4 protein-coding genes are annotated in these 3,948 nt (G+C 69.9%); all 4 read right to left on the bottom strand.

All coding sequences use genetic code 11. The features are described 5' to 3' along the window. Positions 1 to 55 precede the first annotated feature (55 nt). The 4 genes from ABGA94_RS16605 to ABGA94_RS16590 all read right to left on the bottom strand — a co-directional run bounded on the left by ABGA94_RS16605 (position 56) and on the right by ABGA94_RS16590 (position 3,871). The gene (locus ABGA94_RS16605; RefSeq protein ID WP_197598819.1) at positions 56 to 673 is read right to left on the bottom strand and encodes a superoxide dismutase family protein; all 618 of its coding nucleotides are present in this window, start codon (positions 671 to 673) and stop codon (positions 56 to 58) included. A gap of 32 nt (positions 674 to 705) precedes the next feature. Beyond that, complete coding sequence (locus ABGA94_RS16600; RefSeq protein ID WP_095378432.1) at positions 706 to 1,275, bottom strand: superoxide dismutase family protein; 570 nt, start codon at positions 1,273 to 1,275, stop codon at positions 706 to 708. 93 nt (positions 1,276 to 1,368) lie between these two features. Continuing rightward, the gene (ntrC, locus tag ABGA94_RS16595) at positions 1,369 to 2,817 is read right to left on the bottom strand and encodes a nitrogen regulation protein NR(I) (protein ID WP_375367815.1); all 1,449 of its coding nucleotides are present in this window, start codon (positions 2,815 to 2,817) and stop codon (positions 1,369 to 1,371) included. Then, a complete protein-coding gene (locus ABGA94_RS16590; protein WP_329915833.1) occupies positions 2,810 to 3,871 on the bottom strand; it encodes an ATP-binding protein in 1,062 nt (353 codons plus the stop codon). Before ABGA94_RS16590 ends, ntrC begins: the two co-directional genes overlap by 8 nt. Positions 3,872 to 3,948: the final 77 nt, after the last annotated feature.

Here is a 3,948-nt window from a genome sequence, read left to right as displayed (position 1 = left end):
CCACACGAAAAACGCCGGCTTGCGCCGGCGTTTTCCGTTTCCAGCAAGAGCGCCCTTACGGAGCCTTCTGGATGACCGCACAGGCCAGGCGCGCGCCGGCGTTGCCGGTCGGCTGGGTCTTGTAGTCGTCCGCATCGGCGTGGACGATCAGGCCGCGGCCGATGATGTCGAAGTCATCACCCTTGCCGATGTTGACGTTGCTCGACACCGGGCCGTCGATGGTGGCCACGCCCTTGTCGTCGGCCTTGATGTTGGGCATGTCGCCGCCGTGGTGCGGATCGGTGGCGACGTTGCCGTGATCCTGCTTGCCCGGGTTGAAGTGGCCGCCGGCGCTCATGCCGTCCGGCGCGCTGCAGTCGCCCTTCTCGTGGATGTGGAAGCCATGTTCGCTGCCCGGCTTCAGGCCGGTAATCTGGCCGGTCACGTGGACCTTGCCATCAACCACCTTGAAGGTGACGCTGCCCTTGGTCTCGTTGCCCTGGGTCGGTGCCAGTTCGGCCGTTGCCGAAGCATCGCCCGTCGGTGCAGCCGCCGGTGCCGGCGCTGCAGCCGGTTCGGTGGTGGCGCCGTCAGCCGGCGGGGTTTCAGTCTGCGGCGCGGCGGGCTGCTGGTTGCAGGCCGCCAGGCCCAGCGCGGCGATGGCCGCAAACAGCGAAGTGTGGATCAGACGCATTGGAATCTCTCCCTCGATGATGCCTGCAGTGATCAGCGGACGACCCGGATCACGCCACAGGCGATGCGGACGCCGGCATTGCCGGCGGGCTGGCTGCGATAGTCGTCGGCGTTGGCATGCACGACCAGTGCGCGTCCGGCGATATCGGTGGCGGCGCCTCCGCCAAGGGTAACCCCCTTGAGGTGGATATCGACGTTGGCGCGGCCCTGGGCATCGGCACGCAGATTGTCCATGTCGCCCAGGTGGTGCTTGCCGGTGCCGGCGCGGCCATGCGCAGTGCCACCGGGATTGAAGTGATTGCCGGCACTGCTGGCATCCACCGCACTGCAGTCGCCGCGCTCATGGATGTGGAAGCCGGCCTGCTGCATCGGCTGCAGGCCACCGACCAGGCCGGTGATGTGGATGCCACCGGGCTCCACCATCAGTGCGATGCGGCCACTGACGATGCTGGCCGAGGCCGGCGCGAGATTGGCCTCGCCCTGCTTCGCAGCACTGACCACGGTCGGCGGTGGCGGCGTGGGTTCGGCCTTCTTCGGCGCACTGCCACAGGCAGACAGCAGCACGGCGGCGGACAACGGCAGGATGGCAAAGGACAGACGCATCGAAGACTCCTTGCAGGTGACACTACGGACGGCATCGTCCATGAACGATCAACGGTTCGGCAAGCGGGCGCGAGGATCGCGTGCAGGGATCGTTCAATGGCCCCCGCGGCGGCGCCCGGCGCCCAGCTTGCGGGTAAGGGTATTGCGGCCCAGGCCCAGGCGGGCAGCGGCTTCGGCGCGGCGGCCATGGGTAATCTGAAGCGCCGCTTCCAGCAGCGCATGGTCGACCCGCTCGCGCACCTGCGCATGCAGCCCTTCCACACCTTCGGCCAGCTGGCGGCGCGCCCATTCGGCCAGCAGCGCTTCCCACTGGCCTGGATCGGCACCGCTGATGCTGCCGCGACGGCCCCGCGTACGGTTCAGCGCGGTATCGACGTCGGCCACGCCGATGGTGTCAGCGGCGGCCAGCGCGGCCATCCGCCAGCACACGTTTTCCAGCTCGCGCACATTGCCCGGCCAGTCGTGCTCGCGCAGCGCCTGCAGGGCCGCGGCGGTCAGGCGCTTCGGCGGCGTATCCAGCTTGCGTGCGGCGGCAGCCAGGAAGGTGCTGGCCAATTGCGCGATGTCCTCGCGGCGCTCGCGCAGTGGCGGCAGCTGCAGGCGCACCACGTCCAGGCGGTGCAGCAGATCTGCGCGGAACTTCCCCTGCGCGACCAGTCCCTCCAGATCCTGGTGGGTGGCGGCCACCACGCGCACGTCGACGCGGATCAGCTCGCGGCCACCGACGCGGAAGAACTCACCCTGCGCCAGCACACGCAGCAGGCGGGTCTGCAGCGGCAACGGCATGTCGCCGATCTCATCCAGGAACAGCGTGCCACCGTTGGCCTGCTCGAAGCGGCCGATGTGGCGGCGCTGCGCACCGGTGAAGGCACCGGCCTCGTGGCCGAACAACTCGCTTTCCAGCAGCTCGGACGGGATTGCAGCGGTATTGAGCGCGACGAACGGACCCAGCGCGCGCGGTGATTCGCGATGCAGCGCATTGGCCACCAGCTCCTTGCCGGTGCCGGTCTCGCCGGTGATCAGCACCGCCAGCGGTGCCTGCGCCAGGCGACCGATGGCGCGGAACAGCGCGCGCATCGGCGGCGTATCACCCACCAGTTGCGGCGGCTGGTCGCTATGCGCTTCCGCCGCAGGTGCGGGTGCCGCGAGTGCCGGTGCAACGGCCGGCAACACCCGCTGCGCCAGTGCCACCGCATCGTCCAGATCGAACGGCTTGGACAGGAATTCATGCGCGCCACCGCGGAACGCACCGGCCGTGCTGGCGACATCGGTATAGGCCGACATCACCACCACCGGCAGCTGCGGCAACGCGGCCTTGAGCTTGTCCAGCAGCACCAGGCCATCGTCGCCAGGCATGCGCACATCGGTGAATAGCAGCGCCGGCGGCGCGCCTTCGCCCAGGGCCTGCAGGGCAGCCGCAGCGCTGTCGAAATCGACAACCTGGTAGCCCGCCTCGCGCAGCGCGGTGCACAGCACGAAGCGCACGGCACGATCGTCATCGACTACCCAGATGCGCTGCGCGGTGGTGGGGAACTCAGACATCGCGCGGGGCCTCCTCGGCCGGGGCGGTGCCGTTGCCGATCGGCAACAGCAGGGTGAACACGGTATGGCCCGGGCGCGAGCGGTAGGTGAGCGTGCCGCGATGCTCGCGCGCCACCTGCTGGGCCAGCGCCAGGCCCAGCCCGGTGCCTTCGGCGCGGCCACTCACCAAGGGCAGGAACAGGTGTTCGGCCAGTTCCTCCGGCACGCCACGGCCGTCGTCGGCGATCTCCAGGCGCAACGCCAGCGTGTGCAGCTGCTCGGCGATGCGCACGCCATGCTCCACGCGGGTGCGCAGGGTGATGCCGCCGGCACCGGCCTGGATCGCGTTGCGCACCAGGTTCCACACCGCCTGGGTGAGGCGGTCGGCGTCGCCGTGGAATTCGGGAATGCTGGGGTCGTAGTCGCGCTGCAGGCGTACCGCCCAGCCGGCCTCATTCTCGGCCAGGCGCAGCACGCGCTCGAGCGCGGCATGGATGTTCAGTTCCGCATGCGGCGCGGCCGGGGCCGGCGACAACAGCTGGTCAAGCAGGCCGTTGAGGCGCTCGATCTCCGAGCCGATCAGCTCGATCAGCTCGCGTTCGCTGGCATCGCGCTGGGCCGCGCGGCGGGCCAGCAGCTGGGCCGCGCCCTTCAACCCGGCCAGCGGGTTGCGCAGCTCATGGGCCAGCCCCTTCAGCGCCGCACTGAGCGCGCTGGGCAGGGCCTGGGTCGGGTCGAGCCCGGGGAATTCATCGACCGGATGCGCCTCCAGCAACCAGCCGCCATCGTCGCGCCGGCTCATCCAGCCCTCGGCGAAGCGCGGCGCTTCGCCGGGCACCGCCAGCGCCAGCCGGTTCAAGCGCAGGCTGTCGCGCTCATCGCGGGCCAGGAAATGGGCCAGTGCCTCGCCCTGCACTTCCAGCGCGGCCAATGGGCGACCCAGCAGTCGCCGGGCGCTGACGCCCAGCCAGCGGGCGAACGCCGGATTGCAGCCGGCGATGCAGCCATCGGCCCCGGCCCAGGCCAGCGGCGTGCCCAGGGCATCGAGGGACGGCGGGGGAGAGGGGTCGGACATTGCACCAATGTAGTGCAAAACGCGGGGTTCGGGGTCAGAGCCCTTTCCTCGCGGAAAGGGATCTGACCGCATGCGCT

Origin of the sequence: Stenotrophomonas sp. 3diitr2024, from assembly GCF_042136455.1 — a bacterium.
Taxonomy (GTDB): Bacteria; Pseudomonadota; Gammaproteobacteria; order Xanthomonadales; family Xanthomonadaceae; genus Stenotrophomonas; species Stenotrophomonas sepilia.
The sequence above is the reverse complement of the archived record's forward strand: the minus strand, read 5'-3'. Positions and strand labels throughout refer to the sequence as shown.

What these genes read in the sequence shown, in the direction of transcription:
- ntrC (WP_375367815.1), bottom strand. Translation starts at nt 2,817, where the DNA reads ATGTCTGAGTTCCCCACCACCGCGCAGCGCATCTGGGTAGTCGATGAC.
- ABGA94_RS16605 (WP_197598819.1), bottom strand. Translation starts at nt 673, where the DNA reads ATGCGTCTGATCCACACTTCGCTGTTTGCGGCCATCGCCGCGCTGGGC.
- ABGA94_RS16590 (WP_329915833.1), bottom strand. Translation starts at nt 3,871, where the DNA reads ATGTCCGACCCCTCTCCCCCGCCGTCCCTCGATGCCCTGGGCACGCCG.
- ABGA94_RS16600 (WP_095378432.1), bottom strand. Translation starts at nt 1,275, where the DNA reads ATGCGTCTGTCCTTTGCCATCCTGCCGTTGTCCGCCGCCGTGCTGCTG.